The organism is Streptomyces shenzhenensis (assembly GCF_021462265.1).
Taxonomy (GTDB): Bacteria; Actinomycetota; Actinomycetes; order Streptomycetales; family Streptomycetaceae; genus Streptomyces; species Streptomyces shenzhenensis.
In genome coordinates this window covers 267,609-282,442 of record NZ_JAJONF010000007.1, presented here as the reverse complement: position 1 = coordinate 282,442, position 14,834 = coordinate 267,609, and the positions used below count along the sequence as shown (strand labels likewise).

The following is a 14,834-nucleotide window of genomic DNA, read 5'->3' as shown; positions in this document are numbered from 1 at the left end:
GCTGCGAAGGTGCCGTCTGCCGCGCGACGCCCTTGGGGCGACGACACCACTTTCGCGACAGGCCCTACGCGCGGCCCGGGAAGAAGATCTTGACCTCGCGCTCGGCGGACTCCTCCGAGTCGGAGGCGTGGATCAGGTTCTCGCGGACGATGACGCCGAAGTCACCGCGGATGGAGCCGGGCGCGGCGGCGATCGGGTCGGTGGGGCCGGCCAGGGCGCGGATGCCCTCGATGACCCGCTCGCCCTCGACGATCAGGGCGACGACCGGGCCGGAGGCCATGAACTCGACCAGCGGCTCGTAGAACGGCTTGCCGACGTGCTCGCCGTAGTGCTGCTCCAGCGTGGCGCGCTCCAGGGTACGCAGCTCCAGCGCGGTGATCTGCCAGCCGGCCTTGCGCTCGATACGGCCGATGATCTCGCCGGTCAGGCCCCGACGGACGGCGTCGGGCTTGAGCAGGACGAGGGTGCGCTGGGTCACGGGAGGGCTCCTTCGGTACTGGCCGGGTGCGGTGAGGAGAGGCTACAGGGCTGGTCTGAGCGTCCGTTACTCAGTGTGCGGGTCGGCTGGTCCGGCCGCCTTCGGGGGCTTGCCGCCCCCGGACCCCCGCCTCGGCCTGGACGCCCTCGTCCTCGAACGCCGGACAGGCTGAGATGTGGCGCTGTCCGGCCTTCGTCCTCACGCTCCCGACGGGCTGTCGTGCGTGCTCTGCGCCGCGGAGCGGGCCTTCGCCTCGTCGATCTTCTTGCCGTAGTGCACCGACGCCCACCACAGACCCGCGAAGACCGCGCCCAGGAAGTACATCGTCGGCACGAAGACACCCGAGGCGACCAGCGCGATCTGCAGGGCCCAGCCGAGGGCCACGCCGCCCGGCCGGGTGATCACTCCGCACAGGGCCACGCACAGGACCATCGCGATGCCGCTGACCAGCCACACCGTGGAGGCGGACAGGCCGGGGTCCTTCATGGCGACCAGGGCGGCGAAGCCGATGACGAAGAACTCGCCGATCAGGGTGGAGGAACACAGCGTGCGCACGGTCAGCCCCTCCCCAGGAGCAGGCGGGCCTCGCCCACGGTGATGACGGAGCCGGTGACGAGCACCCCGCCGCCGGCGAACTCGCCCTCCTCCTCGGCCAGCGTGATCGCGGCCTCCAGGGCGTCGGGCAGCCGCGGCTCGACCTGGACACGGTCCTCGCCGAACACCTCGACGGCGATCGCGGCGAGCTCGTCCGCGTCCATCGCGCGGTGGCTGGAGTTCTGGGTGACCACGACCTCGGCGAAGATCGGCTCGAAGGCCTCCAGGACACCCCGGACGTTCTTGTCGCCGCTGGCCCCGACGACGCCGATCAGCCGGCTGAAGTCGAAGGCCTCACCGACGGCCTCGGCGGTGGCCCGCGCCCCGGCCGGGTTGTGGGCGGCGTCGAGGACGACGGTGGGAGAGCGCCGTACGACTTCCAGGCGGCCCGGGGAGGAGACGGCCGCGAAGGCCTTGCGGACCGTGTCGGTGTCCAGGGGGCCGGGGTGCTGCGAGCCGACCCCGAAGAACGTCTCCACCGCGGCGAGCGCGACGGCCGCGTTGTGGGCCTGGTAGGGGCCGTGCAGGGGCAGGTAGACCTGGTCGTACTCGCCGCCGAGACCGCGCAGGGTCAGCAGCTGGCCGCCGACGGCGACCTGGCGGGCGACGACCCCGAACTCGAGGCCCTCACGGGCGACGGTGGCGTCCACCTCGACGGCCTTCTTCAGCAGCACCTGGGCCGCGTCCACCGGCTGCTGGGCCAGGATCACGGTGGCGTCCGGCTTGATGATCCCGGCCTTCTCGGCGGCGATCTCGGCGGTGGTCGTGCCGAGCCGGTCGGTGTGGTCGAGGTCGATGGGGGTGACGACGGCGACGTCCCCGTCGATGACGTTCGTGGCGTCCCAGGAACCGCCCATGCCGACCTCGACGACGGCGACGTCCACGGGGGCGTCCGCGAAGGCCGCGTACGCCATCCCGGTGAGCACCTCGAAGAAGGAGAGCCGGTACTCCTGCTGGGAGTCGACCAGCTCGATGTACGGCTTGATGTCCTGGTACGTCTCGATGAACCGCTCGGCGGAGACCGGGGCGCCGTCGACGCTGATGCGCTCGGTGATCGACTGCACGTGCGGGCTGGTGTAGCGGCCGGTGCGCAGGTCGAAGGCGCCGAGCAGGGCCTCGATCATGCGGGCGGTGGAGGTCTTGCCGTTGGTGCCGGTGATGTGGATCGAGGGGTACGACCGCTGCGGCTCGCCCAGCACGTCCATGAGGGCGGCGATCCTGGCGACCGACGGCTCCAGCTTGGTCTCGCCCCAGCGGGTGGCGAGCTCCGCCTCGACCTCGCGCAGGGCCTTGTCGACCTCGGGGTCCTCGGGCCGGCCGGGGACGTCGGCCTGCTGCCGGCCGCCCTGCGTGCGCAGGGTCCGGCTGCCGGCCTCGATCAGCGCGAGATCGGGGTCGCGCTCCGTCTCGGCCTCGACGATGTCGTCGAAGTGCTCGTCGAAGCTCTCATGGGGGTCGTGCGGAGGCAGATCACTCACGGGACCAGTCTACGGAGCCCGGCGAGCGCGTGGACGCGCCGGTCGCCGGCAGCGCCTGCTCGCACCAGATCGTCTTGCCCGCCGCGGTCTGCCGGGTCCCCCACCGCCGGCTCAGCCGGGCCACCAGCAGCAGGCCCCGGCCGCCCTCGTCGAAGACCCGGGCCCGCCGCAGATGGGGGGCGGTGCTGCTGCCGTCGGACACCTCGCAGATCAGCGTCCCGGTGTCGCGGATGAGCCGCAGCCGGATCGGGGAGCCGCCGTAGCGGATGGCGTTCGTGACGAGTTCGCTGACCACCAGCTCGGTGGTGAACGACAGTTCGTCCAGTTTCCAGGCGCCGAGCTGGCCGGTGGTCAGGGTCCGGACCCGCGCGACGTGCTCGGGGTCCGCCGGGACCTCCCAGGTGGCCACTCGGTCGCCGGGCAGGGCGCGGGTCCGGGCGAGCAGCAGGGTGACGTCGTCGGCGGGTTCGCCGGTGCGCAGCGCGGCCACCACCCGGTCGCAGGCCGCCTCCAGCGACTCCCCCTCCTCGGACGCCGCCAGCGCGTGGCGCAGCCGGTCCAGGCCGTGGCCCAGGTCGAGGTCGCGGGAGTGCACCAGGCCGTTGCTGAACAGCGCGAGGGTGGCGCCCTCGGAGAGGAGGAGGTCGGTGGTCTCGAACGGCAGCCCGCCGAGCCCGAGCGGCGGGCCGGCCTGGCCGGGAGCCGGTTCCACCGCGCCCTGGGGAGAGATCACGAAGGGCAGCGGATGGCCGGCGCTGGCCAGCGAGCAGTGCCGCGAGACCGGGTCGTAGACGGCGTACAGGCAGGTCGAACCGACCTCGCCGGCCTGTTCCCCGGCGCCGTCCTCGAGGTGCAGGACCAGGTCGTCCAGATGGGTGAGGAGTTCGTCGGGGGGCAGGTCGACGTCCGCGAGGGTGCGGACCGCCGTACGCAGCCGGCCCATGGTGGCGGAGGCCTGGATGCCGTGGCCGACGACGTCCCCGACGACCAGGGCCACCCGGGTGCCGGACAGCGGGATCACGTCGAGCCAGTCGCCGCCGACTCCGGCGCGGGTGCCGGTGGGCAGGTAGCGGTAGGCGAGGTCGACGCTCGGGGAGGCGGGCAGGACGTGCGGCAGCAGACTGCGCTGGAGTGCCAGCGCGGTCTCGCGCTCCCTGGCGTAGCGCCGCGCGTTGTCGATGGCGACCCCGGCCTTCGCGGCGAGTTCCTCGGCGTCGGACAGGTCGTCCTCCTCGAACGGCGGGGAGTCCCGGGTGCGCCAGAAGACGACCACCCCCATCAGGACGCCCTGTGCCGACAGCGGCGCGGTGATCAGCGAGCGCATGCCGTATTCGAGGAGGCGCTCGCTGCACCGCGCGTCGGGAAACACCGCTCTGCTGGTGACCCGCAGATCGGCCATGAGGGCCGCGCCGGTGCCGCTGCGCCGGACGCCCCCGGGGGGCGGGTCCACGGTGATCGGGGCACCGGCCGCGGCCAGCGGTGAGTCGTCGCGGACACCGCCTCGGGCCACGCGCCGCAGGACGGTCTCGGCGGCCGTCGGCTCGGCGCCGCGCAGTACGGGCTCCTCCACGTCGACGGTGACGAAGTCGGCGAACCGGGGGACGGCCACCCGCACCAGTTCGTCGGCGGTCTGCCCGACGTCCAGGGTGTTGCCGACGGCGGTGCCGGCGTCGTAGAGCAGCCGCAGCCGCCGGTGGCTCTTCTCCAGCGAGCCGGCCATGGTGTTGAACGCCGCCTCCAGTTGTCCGATCTCCCGGCGCCCGGAGAGCGGTACCCGCGCGCTGAGGTCTCCGGCGGCGAGCCGGGTCGCGAAGCGGGCCATCCTGCGCACCGGCCAGACGATCACCCGGGTCACGTAGGCGCCGAAGGCGACGATCAGGACGACGGCCACGGTGACGCCGGCGGACGCGGCGATCGTCAGCATGCGCATCCGGGCCTCCAGCGCGTTCTCGCGGTGGTTGATCGCGAGGCGCTCGTCGTGGAGGTAGCGGGAGAACTGGCCGCGGAGCGCGTCGAGCCGCTGTTTGCCCTCCAGCGTCCGCGCCGTGCTGCTCGCGTCGGGATCGCCGCGCCGGGCCGCGGCCACGAGCGGGACCGAGTAGTCGTCGACGAAGGACTGCCCGGCCCGCTGGATCTGCCGGGCGAGCTGCCGCTGGGAGGGGGACGTGCTGATGTCCACGAGCCGCTGTGCCTGCGCGGGGAACGCGGCCCTTCCGGTCCGCCAGGGCGCGAGGAACTCGTCCTGGCGGGTGATGACGTAGCTGCGCTGCCCGCCCTCCATGTCGAGGACGATCCCCTGGACCACCCCGAGCTGGTCCAGGGCAGGCCGGCCGCTGCGGGCGGAGAGCAGGGAGTGCCGGGCGTCCTGGATCGCCAGCACCAGCATCAGGAAGACGAGGCCCATCAGCACGGCGAGCAGGGCGCCCGCGACAGTCGTCAGGGGGACCAGCCCCCGGTGCGGAGGTGTCCTCGTTCGGCCCCTGCGCTGCATGTGGGCGTTCCCTCCGCCACAAAGCACCAAAGCGGAACATTAAGGTCATGTTCCTTCTTTTGGATTGTAGGGCGGGACCTTGCGCGCGGGCGCCCGGCAGCCCCAGGGGAAGGGGCCGCCGGGCGCCTGCGGGAACGCCTCGGTACGCCTGTGAGGGCGCCGCTTCGACTACGCCTGCGGAAGGCGGTCCAGCTGGGCCTGGATGCGCGCGATGTCCTCGTCGGCCTTCGCGAGCCGCGTGCGGATCTTGTCCACCACGTTGTCCGGGGCCTTCGCCAGGAACGCCTCGTTGCCCAGCTTGGCCGTGGCCTGGGCCTTCTCCTTCTCGGCGGCGGCGAGGTCCTTGGCCAGACGCTTGCGCTCCGCCGCCACGTCGATGGTGCCGGACAGGTCCAGGGCGACCGTGGCACCGGCGACCGGGAGGGTGGCCGTCGCCGCGAAGGCGTCGCCCTCGGGCTGCAGGCGCAGCAGCTGGCGGATGGCCGCCTCGTGCGGGGCGAGGGCGGTACCGTCCAGCGTCAGCCGGGCGGGGACCCGCTGGCCGGGCTGCAGGCCCTGGTCGGCGCGGAAGCGACGGACCTCGGTGATGACGGACTGCAGGCTCTCGATCTCCCGCTCCGCCGCCTCGTCCCTGAAACCGCTGTCGGCCGGCCAGTCGGCGATCACGACCGACTCGCCGCCGGTCAGCGTCGTCCACAGGGTGTCCGTGACGAACGGGACGACCGGGTGCAGCAGCTTCAGGGTGACGTCGAGGACCTCGCCGAGGACGCGCCGGGAGACCTCGGCGCCGCGGCCGCCCGCCTGGAACGTGGTCTTGGACAGCTCGACGTACCAGTCGAAGACCTCGTCCCACGCGAAGTGGTAGAGGGCGTCGGAGAGCTTCGCGAACTGGAAGTCGTCGTAGAACGCGTCGACTTCGGCGACCGTCTTGTTCAGGCGGGAGAGGATCCAGCGGTCCGTCGCCGACATCTCGGACGCGTCCGGGAGCGGGCCCTGGACCGTCGCGCCGTTCATCAGCGCGAAGCGGGTCGCGTTCCAGATCTTGTTGGCGAAGTTCCGGGACGCCTGGACCCAGTCCTCGCCGATCGGCACGTCGGTGCCGGGGTTGGCGCCGCGGGCCAGGGTGAAACGGACGGCGTCGGAGCCGTACTTGTCCATCCAGTCCAGCGGGTCGACGACGTTGCCGAAGGACTTCGACATCTTCTTGCCGCGTTCGTCGCGGACCAGGCCGGTCAGCGCGATGGTCTTGAAGGGGACCTCGCCGTCCATGGCGTAGAGGCCGAACATCATCATCCGGGCGACCCAGAAGAAGATGATGTCGTGGCCGGTGAGCAGGACATCGGTCGGGTAGAACTTCCGCAGGTCCGCGGTCTGTTCGGGCCAGCCGAGGGTGGAGAACGGCCACAGGCCGGAGGAGAACCAGGTGTCCAGGACGTCGGTGTCCTGCTTCCAGCCCTCCGCCTCGGTGCCGGGCGGCTCCTCGTCGGGGCCGACGCAGACGACCTCGCCCTCGGGGCCGTACCAGACGGGGATCCGGTGGCCCCACCACAGCTGGCGCGAGATGCACCAGTCGTGCATGTTGTCGACCCAGTCGAAGTACCGCTTCGACATGTCCTCGGGGTGGATCCTGACCCGCCCGTCGCGGACCGCGTCACCGGCGGCCTTCGCCAGCGGGCCGACCTTGACCCACCACTGCATGGACAGCCGCGGCTCGACGGTGGTGCCGCAGCGCGAGCAGTGGCCGACGCTGTGGACGTACGGCCGCTTCTCGGCGACGATCCGGCCCTGCGAACGCAGCGCGGCGACGATCGTGGAGCGCGCCTCGAAACGGTCCAGGCCCGCGAACGGGCCGTGGACGGTGATGACCGCCCGCTCGTCCATGACGGTGATGGACTCCAGGCCGTGCCGCTGGCCGATCGCGAAGTCGTTCGGGTCGTGGGCCGGGGTGACCTTGACGGCACCCGTGCCGAACTCCGGGTCGACGTGCGTGTCCGCGACGACGGGGATGGTGCGGTCGGTCAGCGGGAGCTTGATGTGCTTGCCGACGAGGTGCCGGTAACGCTCGTCGTCGGGGTGGACGGCGACGGCGGTGTCGCCGAGCATCGTCTCCGCGCGCGTGGTGGCGACGACCAGTGTCTCCTCGCCCTCGCCGTACCTGATGGAGACCAGCTCGCCGTCGTCCTCCTGGTACTCCACCTCGATGTCCGAGATGGCCGTCAGACAGCGCGGGCACCAGTTGATGATGCGCTCGGCGCGGTAGATCAGCTCGTCCTCGTACAGCTTCTTGAAGATGGTCTGGACGGCCTTGGACAGGCCTTCGTCCATGGTGAAGCGCTCACGGTCCCAGTCGACGCCGTCGCCGAGCCGGCGCATCTGGCCGAGGATCCTGCCGCCGTACTCCTCCTTCCACTGCCAGACGCGCTCGACGAACGCCTCCCGGCCGAGGTCCTGACGGGACTTGCCCTCCTCGGCGAGCTGCTGCTCGACCTTGTTCTGGGTGGCGATGCCTGCGTGGTCCATGCCGGGCAGCCACAGCGACTCGAAGCCCTGCATGCGCTTGCGCCGGGTCAGCGCGTCCATCAGCGTGTGCTGGAAGGCGTGGCCCAGGTGCAGCGAGCCGGTGACGTTGGGCGGGGGGATGACGATGGTGTACGCGGGCTTGTCGCTCTTGGCGTCGGCCCCGAAGTAACCGCGCTCCACCCAGCTCTCGTACAGCGGCCCCTCTACATCGGCCGGCGCGTACTGGGTCGGCAGTTCGGTGCTGGGCGCTGTGGGCTGCTGCTGAGCGTTCTCGGTCACGGGGCTCAGTTTAGAGGTGTCCCGGAGCTGTCCCGAAACGCGTTTGTTCTGTAACGGTGGGCACCCCCGCGCCGTGATTCCCCAGTGGCTGGGCCAGGATGTCAGGAACACATAAGCATCTGGAGGGGAACCCAGAGATGAGCCACAACCAGCCGGGCCCGTACGGCGGGCCGCCGCCGCAGCAGCCGGGACCCTACGGCCCGCAGCCGGGTCCGTACGGTCAGCCGCCGCAGGCGCCGCAGCCCGGCTACGGCTACCCCCAGCAGGCTCCGCAGGCCGCCCCGCCGCAGCCGGGTCCCTACGGCCAGCCGCCGCAGCCGGGCTACGGCTACCCGCAGCAGGGCGTTCCCCCGCAGCCGAACCCGTACGGTCAGCAGCCCCCGTACGGCCAGCCTCCCTACGGCGTTCCGCAGCCGCCGGCGCCGGGCGGCGGGAAGAAGAGGACGGGGCTGATCATCGGGGCGGTCGCCGTGGTGGCGGCGATCGGGGTGGGGGCGTACTTCGTGCTCGGCGGGACCGGATCCGGCGCGCTGAAGGACGACGGGCCGCACAAGCTGACCGCGCCGGCCTCGGTCCTGTCCGGCAAGTACCAGCGGTACGGCGCCCCCTCGCAGGAGAAGGCCAGTTCGAGCGACGCGAAGGACCTCGCCAAGGCCGGCGTCACCGACGCCACCTCGGTCGGCGCGGTCTACTCGACCATCGACCTGAACTCCCTCGACACCACCGACCCGACGAGTGTGGCCAAGGCGCAGACCGCCGAGAACTTCACCCTCGTCGGCTTCTACGGCGCGGTGAAGGACCCGCAGGCGGCGCTGGACGCCACCTTCACGCAGATGAAGGCGAGCAGTTCCTCCGACGACGGGAAGCTGGTCGGCGACGCGCAGTCCGTCTCGCCCGACGGCCTGGACGGCGCGGTGATGAAGTGCCAGCAGGTGAAGGGCAAGAGCCAGCTCACCGGCAAGGACCAGACGGCGTACATGTGCGTCTGGGCGGACTACAGCACCATCGGCATCGTGGAACCGACGGCGGGGGTGAGGACGTACACCCTGGACGAGTCGGCGAAGATCGCGGCCGATGTGCGCGGTGACGTGCGCGTCGCCAGGTAGCCGCCGGCGCACACGGACGCACGCTCACGCACGCGAAAGCGCCGGGCCCTCCTCCCAGGAGGGCCCGGCGCTTCGGCGTTGACGGGGTTACGCCGACTTCTGCTCGCCCGAGCCGCGGCCGCGCGCGTCGCGCGGGATCAGGGTCGGGTTGACGTTGGAGTGGACGACGTCGGCCGTGACGACGACGCGGGCCACGTCCTTGCGGGACGGGACCTCGTACATCACGGACATGAGGACTTCCTCCATGATGGCGCGCAGCCCGCGGGCGCCGGTCTGCCTCAGGATGGCCTGGTCGGCGATGGCCTCCAGGGCCTCGCGCTCGAAGTCCAGCTCCACGCCGTCGAGTTCGAAGAGACGCTGGTACTGCTTGACGAGCGCGTTGCGCGGCTCGACGAGGATCTGGAGAAGGGCTTCCCGGTCGAGGTTGTGGACGCTCGTGATGACGGGGAGACGACCGATGAACTCCGGGATCATGCCGAACTTGACCAGGTCCTCGGGCATGACGTCCTCGAACTGGTCCTTGGCCTCCAGCTCCCGCTTGGAGCGGATGGTCGCGCCGAAGCCGATGCCCTTGGCGCCCGCCCGGGACTCGATGATCTTCTCCAGGCCGGCGAAGGCACCGCCCACGATGAACAGCACGTTCGTCGTGTCGATCTGGATGAACTCCTGGTGCGGGTGCTTGCGGCCGCCCTGCGGCGGGACGGAGGCCGTGGTGCCCTCCAGGATCTTCAGCAGGGCCTGCTGCACGCCCTCGCCGGAGACGTCTCGCGTGATCGAGGGGTTCTCGCTCTTACGGGCGACCTTGTCGATCTCGTCGATGTAGATGATCCCGGTCTCGGCCTTCTTGACGTCGTAGTCGGCGGCCTGGATCAGCTTGAGGAGGATGTTCTCCACGTCCTCGCCCACGTAGCCGGCCTCCGTCAGCGCGGTGGCGTCGGCGATCGCGAACGGGACGTTCAGCATGCGGGCCAGGGTCTGCGCCAGGAGCGTCTTGCCGGAGCCGGTGGGGCCCAGCAGCAGGATGTTGGACTTCGCCAACTCGATGGCGTCGTCGCGGCCTTGGGCGCCGCCGTTCTCCCCTGCCTGGACGCGCTTGTAGTGGTTGTACACCGCGACCGAGAGGGCCTTCTTGGCGGGCTCCTGGCCCACCACGTAGCCCTCGAGGAACTCGTAGATCTCGCGGGGCTTGGGGAGTTCCTCCCAGCGGACCTCGCTCGTCTCGGCGAGCTCCTCCTCGATGATCTCGTTGCAGAGATCGATGCACTCGTCGCAGATGTACACACCGGGCCCTGCGATGAGCTTCTTGACCTGCTTCTGGCTCTTGCCGCAGAACGAGCACTTGAGCAGATCGCCGCCGTCACCGATGCGTGCCACGGTGTGCTTCCCCTTCGCCTGGGAGACGCCTGGACACTTTCGAGTCCAGCGGCTCCTGGTGCTGCCTTATGTCGACGGTACCTTGCCGGGCCCCTCGTACGGGCCCCCCTTGGCACGGTTCACTTTGACGTGCGCCTTGCCGTACGCGCAGCCAAACCGTGCCAAGGGCGACAGAGAACACATTCTCTGCCGGCGGCCTCTGTCAGCGGACCTCAGCGTTGTTCATCTTCCGGGTGGAGATGATCTGGTCCACGATGCCGTACTCGAGCGCTTCCTCAGCCGTGAGGATCTTGTCGCGCTCGATGTCCTCGCGGACCTGTTCGAGCGACCGGTTGGAGTGCTTGGCCAGCATGTTCTCCAGCTGCTCACGCATCCGCGTGAACTCGTTGGCGATGATCTCCAGGTCGGAGAGCTGACCGCGGCCGGTGGAGCCGGCCGGCTGGTGGATCAGCACGCGGGAGTTCGGCAGCGCCATGCGCTTGCCGGGCGTGCCGGCGGCCAGCAGGATGGCCGCGGCGGAGGCCGCCTGGCCCATGCAGACCGTCTGGATGTCGGGCTTCACGAACTGCATCGTGTCGTAGATCGCCGTGAGGGCGGTCATGTCGCCGCCCGGGCTGTTGATGTAGATCGAGATGTCCCGGTCCGGGTCCATCGACTCCAGGCACAGCAGCTGCGCCATGACGTCGTTGGCGGAGGCGTCGTCGATCTGGACGCCGAGGAAGATCACCCGCTCCTCGAAGAGCTTCGCGTAGGGGTCGTACTCGCGGATGCCCTGGGAGGTGCGCTCCACGAAGCGCGGGATGACATAGCGGGCGTCGGGCCGGGGGCCGTCGTAACGGGCGTCGGCGGCGCCGGGGAAGTTGGTCATGGGGGTGTTCACCGTCCTGGTGGCGTTCGGGGGGCTGGGGTATCGGCGGAGCGTGGCGTGGCCGGGCTCAGGAGGCGCCGGTGCCACCGCCTCCCGGAACACCGGAGGCATGCGTGATGATCCCGTCGATGAGACCGTACTCCTTGGCCTCCTCGGGGGTGAACCAGCGGTCGCGGTCGGCGTCGCGCAGGATCGTCTCGACCGGCTGGCCGGAGTGGAGCGCGGTCAGCTCGGTCATGGTCTTCTTGGTGCGCAGCAGGTACTGGGCCTGGATCTTGATGTCCGAGACCGTACCGCCGAGGCCCGCGGAGCCCTGGTGCATCATGATGTCCGTGTGCGGCAGGGCGAAGCGCTTGCCGGCGGTGCCGCCGGTGAGCAGGAACTGGCCCATCGAGGCCGCCATGCCCATGCCGATGGTGACCACGTCGTTCGGGATGAACTGCATGGTGTCGTAGATCGCCATGCCGGCGGTCACCGAGCCGCCGGGGCTGTTGATGTAGAGGAAGATGTCCTTGTCGGGGTCGGCCGCAAGGAGCAGCAGCTGCGCGGTGATCTTGTTGGCGATGTCGTCGTCGACCTGCTGGCCGAGGAAGATGATCCGCTCGCCGAGCAGCCGGTTGTATACCTGGTCGCCGAGGCCACCACCGATGGAAGGCTCGCCGGCGGCGGAGGGCATCAGATTCGTCACGTATCCACCTGCTCGTCTTACGACGGCGCCGGGCCGTCTCACGTTTCCGTAGCCGGGGGCTTGGCTGCCCTCGTACTCATGGACCCTAACGCGATGGTCCCTTCGGGGAATCCCGGTAACAGGGCTGTTCGCCGGGGGCGTAGTGCCTACGGCGGTGGGCCGACGGCCACTCGCCGTGGTTGTGAGGGTGCGCGGGCGTGCGTGCGGGTGCGTGGTCGGTCGCTCGCGCCCACGCGGCGGCAGCCGCAGATCAAGCACAGCCCCGCGCCCCTACGGGGCGCTGCGGCCCAAGGGATGGCAAAGGGGCCCCCGGGACGGGTCCCAGGAGCCCCTGTGCGCTGTTACGGGTGCCGTGGAGCTCAGCCCTCGGCCTTCTCCTCGTCCGTGGCGTCGGCGGCCTCGGCGGCGGCCTCAGGGGCCTCCGCGCCGGTCTCGTCCTCGTCGTCCTCGTCGTCCAGGTCGACGATCTCGCCGTTGGTGTCCTTCACCGTGGCGGCCTCGACCACGACGGCCAGGGCCTTGCCGCGGGCGACCTCGCCGACCAGGAGCGGGACCTGGCCGCCCTCGACGACCGCCTGGGCGAACTGGTCGGGGGACATGCCGGAGGAGGCCGCGCGCCGCATGAGGTGCTCGGTGAGCTCCTCCTGGTTGACGTTGAGCTTCTCCTGCTTGACCAGCTCGTCGAGGACGAACTGGGTCTTGATGCCCTTGACCGCGGCTTCCTTGGTCTCGGTCTCGAACTCCTCGGCGGTCTTGCCCTGGATCTCCAGGTACTTGTCGAGGTCCAGGCCCATCTGGGCGAGCTGGTGGTGCTCCAGGTTGTGCTTGCGGGTGTTGATCTCGTCCTCGAGCAGCTTCTCGGGGACCGGCACCTCGACCAGTTCCAGCAGCTTCTCCAGGACGCGCTCCTGGGCCTGCGTGGCCTGGTCGTACGTCTTCATGTTGGCGAGACGCTTGCGGCTGTCGGCCTTCAGCTCGTCCAGGGTGTCGAACTCGGAGGCGAGCTGCGCGAACTCGTCGTCCAGCTCGGGCAGTTCGCGGGCGGCGACCTGGGTGACCTTGACGGTGACCTCGGCCTCCCGGCCGGCCGCCGAGCCGCCCTTGAGCTCGGAGGTGAAGGTGGCCTCGCCACCGGCCTCCAGGCCCTTGACGGCGTCGTCGATGCCGTCGAGGAGCTCGCCGGAGCCGATGGTGTAGGAGACACCGCTGGCGATGCCGTCCTCCAGGACCTCGCCGTCGACCTTGGCCTCCAGGTCGATGGTGACGACGTCGCCGTCCTCGGCGGCGCGCTCGACCGGGGAGGTCGAGGCGAAGCGCTCGCGGAGCTGCTCGACCGACTTCTCGATGTCCTCGTCGCTGACCTCGACCGCGTCGACCTCGACCTCGATGCCGGAGTAGTCCGGGATCTCCAGGGTCGGGCGGACGTCGACCTCGGCGGTGAAGTTCAGCGTCTCGCCGTCCTTCAGCTCGGTGATGTCGACCTCGGGCTGGCCCAGAGGGTTCAGCTCGGCCTCGTTGACGGCCTCGGTGTAGAACTTCGGCAGCGCGTCGTTGACGGCCTCTTCCAGGACCGCACCGCGGCCGAACCGCTGGTCGATGACGCGGGCCGGGATCTTGCCCTTGCGGAAGCCCTTCACCGTGACCTGCTGGTTGATCTTCTTGTACGCCGCGTCGAGGCTGTCCTTGAGCTCCTCGAAGGGCACCTCGACAGTGAGCCGAACCCGGGTCGGGTTCAGGGTCTCCACGGCGCTCTTCACGGTTCGGTCTCCTTGTGGCTGACTTCTCGGGTTCCGCTGGCGCCAGAGGGGCCCGGCGGAGTTTCGCCGCCCGGAGGAGTTCGTAGGCCGCCGTCTGGGGGCCGGGACACGCGGGCGCGCAGCTTGCATAGTAACCGCAGCGGCTCAGGGCCCCAAAAGGCGATCAAGACGGACGCCGTCAGGTGGTGGTCGGGGTGGCGGGATTTGAACCCACGGCCTTCCGCTCCCAAAGCGGACGCGCTACCAAGCTGCGCCACACCCCGTTCCGGTGCGACACGTAGGGTACATGCCCGGGCCGCCCGCGTCGGACGCTTTGTTCACCCGCGTCCGCATCGCGTCGGGATCACGTCGGGATCGCGTCGGTGCAGACCAACGTGTTGGCCTCCCCGGCGGACGACCCGCTACGATGCCTTCTGTGCCGCGGTCACCGAGCTGCGGCACATGTGGTGCGGGCGTAGCTCAATGGTAGAGCTTCAGTCTTCCAAACTGACTACGCGGGTTCGATTCCCGTCGCCCGCTCTGATGGCGAAGGCCCAGGTGAGAGGTTGCGGACCTCCTCTTCCTGGGCCTTTCGCGCGTTCACGGGGCCCCAAGGCGCGGACGCCGGCCGCGCCGCGCTCGCCGGCGCGGTCAGAAGTTGATCGAGTTTATGGTCTGCGCCAGCGAGTCGAGGAAGCGCTGGATGGACGGGGCCATCCCGGTCGAGGCGAGGAAGAACCCGAAGAGGACGGCGACGATGGCGGGGCCCGCCTTGATGCTCCCCCCTCTCATCATCACCACAAGGATGATCGCCAACAGCAACACCACAGACAGTGAAATGGCCACAACTGATCACACCCTCGGTCGGTCCGCTCTCCGGCCCTGGGGTACGGCCCCGCACCCCCGTCAGATCCATCGTGCCACCAACCCGGCCGCACTATGCGGTTCGTGACACAACGTCGACATCGCGCCCCACACCGACAACCGCCCGCACTGCAATTCGAGAGCCCACCCGCCGGTGGATCCAGGGCAATTGACAGACATCGTTTCGGTGTCCACACAACTGGCGCGCAGCTCATTCGAATTATTGACACAGGCGCGACAAGAAGCGATCATCGCCGGGCGTTATGCGCCAATTATTCGGGATGAAAAGGGACATTACTGATGTAAGTGCCGCATGGAAGCGCATAGACGCAGGCATCTGCCGCGGTAAATCACCCGG

The 14,834-nt window shown here is 69.9% G+C and carries 11 protein-coding genes and 2 tRNA genes; 2 read left to right on the top strand and 11 right to left on the bottom strand.

Features of this window, described 5'->3' with window-relative positions; translation table 11 throughout:
- Window positions 1–64 precede the first annotated feature (64 nt).
- From ndk to LQ326_RS13230, 5 genes are all read right to left on the bottom strand, one after another.
- Entirely contained in the window at window positions 65–478 is a 414-nt protein-coding gene (gene ndk / locus LQ326_RS13250; RefSeq protein WP_234535957.1) for a nucleoside-diphosphate kinase, read from the bottom strand.
- A 198-nt stretch (window positions 479–676) separates the two neighbouring features.
- A complete protein-coding gene (locus LQ326_RS13245) occupies window positions 677–1,033 on the bottom strand; it encodes a DUF4233 domain-containing protein (RefSeq protein WP_234535956.1) in 357 nt (118 codons plus the stop codon).
- Between the two features lie 2 nt (window positions 1,034–1,035).
- On the bottom strand, window positions 1,036–2,550 hold the full coding sequence (gene folC, locus LQ326_RS13240; protein ID WP_234535955.1) for a bifunctional tetrahydrofolate synthase/dihydrofolate synthase: 1,515 nt from the start codon (window positions 2,548–2,550) through the stop codon (window positions 1,036–1,038).
- On the bottom strand, window positions 2,543–5,041 hold the full coding sequence (locus LQ326_RS13235; RefSeq protein WP_234535954.1) for a SpoIIE family protein phosphatase: 2,499 nt from the start codon (window positions 5,039–5,041) through the stop codon (window positions 2,543–2,545). The genes folC and LQ326_RS13235 overlap by 8 nt, the downstream gene beginning before the upstream one ends.
- Window positions 5,042–5,209: 168 nt before the next feature.
- A complete protein-coding gene (locus LQ326_RS13230; RefSeq protein WP_234535953.1) occupies window positions 5,210–7,840 on the bottom strand; it encodes a valine--tRNA ligase in 2,631 nt (876 codons plus the stop codon).
- Window positions 7,841–7,977: 137 nt separating this feature from the next.
- Between LQ326_RS13230 and LQ326_RS13225 the strand changes: the two genes are divergently transcribed.
- Complete coding sequence (locus tag LQ326_RS13225; protein ID WP_234535951.1) at window positions 7,978–8,946, top strand: hypothetical protein; 969 nt, start codon at window positions 7,978–7,980, stop codon at window positions 8,944–8,946.
- A gap of 87 nt (window positions 8,947–9,033) precedes the next feature.
- Here the strand turns inward: LQ326_RS13225 and clpX are convergent, their stop codons facing one another.
- From clpX to LQ326_RS13200, 5 genes are all read right to left on the bottom strand, one after another.
- Window positions 9,034–10,320, bottom strand: coding sequence for an ATP-dependent Clp protease ATP-binding subunit ClpX (gene clpX / locus LQ326_RS13220; RefSeq protein ID WP_234535950.1), 1,287 nt, complete (start codon window positions 10,318–10,320; stop codon window positions 9,034–9,036).
- A 202-nt stretch (window positions 10,321–10,522) separates the two neighbouring features.
- Window positions 10,523–11,188: an ATP-dependent Clp protease proteolytic subunit gene (locus LQ326_RS13215; RefSeq protein ID WP_234535947.1), complete on the bottom strand. Its 666-nt coding sequence runs from the start codon at window positions 11,186–11,188 to the stop codon at window positions 10,523–10,525.
- 67 nt (window positions 11,189–11,255) lie between these two features.
- The gene (locus tag LQ326_RS13210; RefSeq protein ID WP_234535991.1) at window positions 11,256–11,864 is read right to left on the bottom strand and encodes an ATP-dependent Clp protease proteolytic subunit; all 609 of its coding nucleotides are present in this window, start codon (window positions 11,862–11,864) and stop codon (window positions 11,256–11,258) included.
- A 371-nt stretch (window positions 11,865–12,235) separates the two neighbouring features.
- On the bottom strand, window positions 12,236–13,633 hold the full coding sequence (gene tig, locus LQ326_RS13205) for a trigger factor (RefSeq protein ID WP_234535946.1): 1,398 nt from the start codon (window positions 13,631–13,633) through the stop codon (window positions 12,236–12,238).
- A 186-nt stretch (window positions 13,634–13,819) separates the two neighbouring features.
- Window positions 13,820–13,896, bottom strand: a tRNA-Pro gene (locus LQ326_RS13200).
- Window positions 13,897–14,081: 185 nt separating this feature from the next.
- Here LQ326_RS13200 and LQ326_RS13195 point away from each other — a divergent pair.
- Window positions 14,082–14,152, top strand: a tRNA-Gly gene (locus tag LQ326_RS13195).
- A gap of 111 nt (window positions 14,153–14,263) precedes the next feature.
- Here LQ326_RS13195 and LQ326_RS13190 read toward each other — a convergent pair.
- Complete coding sequence (locus tag LQ326_RS13190) at window positions 14,264–14,458, bottom strand: hypothetical protein (RefSeq protein WP_093503029.1); 195 nt, start codon at window positions 14,456–14,458, stop codon at window positions 14,264–14,266.
- Window positions 14,459–14,834: the final 376 nt, after the last annotated feature.